This window comes from Pseudomonas persica, from assembly GCF_900291015.1.
Lineage (GTDB): Bacteria > Pseudomonadota > Gammaproteobacteria > Pseudomonadales > Pseudomonadaceae > Aquipseudomonas.
Genome location: NZ_OLKL01000097.1, coordinates 1 through 280 on the forward strand (window position 1 = coordinate 1; position 280 = coordinate 280).

The following is a 280-nucleotide window of genomic DNA, read 5'->3' on the forward strand; positions in this document are numbered from 1 at the left end:
GCGGTGAACAGGTGCACCACGTTGTTGCGGAAGTAGCTCAGCAGCACCGCGGTATCGCCGCTGACGCTCAGCACGTCGCCCAGCGGGTGCTTGATGCGGGTGAGGACGTTGATCTCTTCGGCGTGGGCGATGATCCGCTCCGGCGAGTGCGGGGTCACCGTCACCCGGCCCGAATACGGCATCTCCACCAGCAGGGTCTTGCACAGCTCGATCTGCGCGATCAGGTCGGCCTCGCCCATCGCATGCTTGGGCGTGGACAGCAGCGCCAGCGCCAGCAGGT

The 280-nt window shown here is 66.4% G+C and carries 1 pseudogene; it reads right to left on the minus strand.

The features are described 5' to 3' along the window. A pseudogene (locus FQ664_RS25850) lies at positions 1 to 280 on the minus strand (glycerol-3-phosphate 1-O-acyltransferase PlsB); the annotation flags it as partial.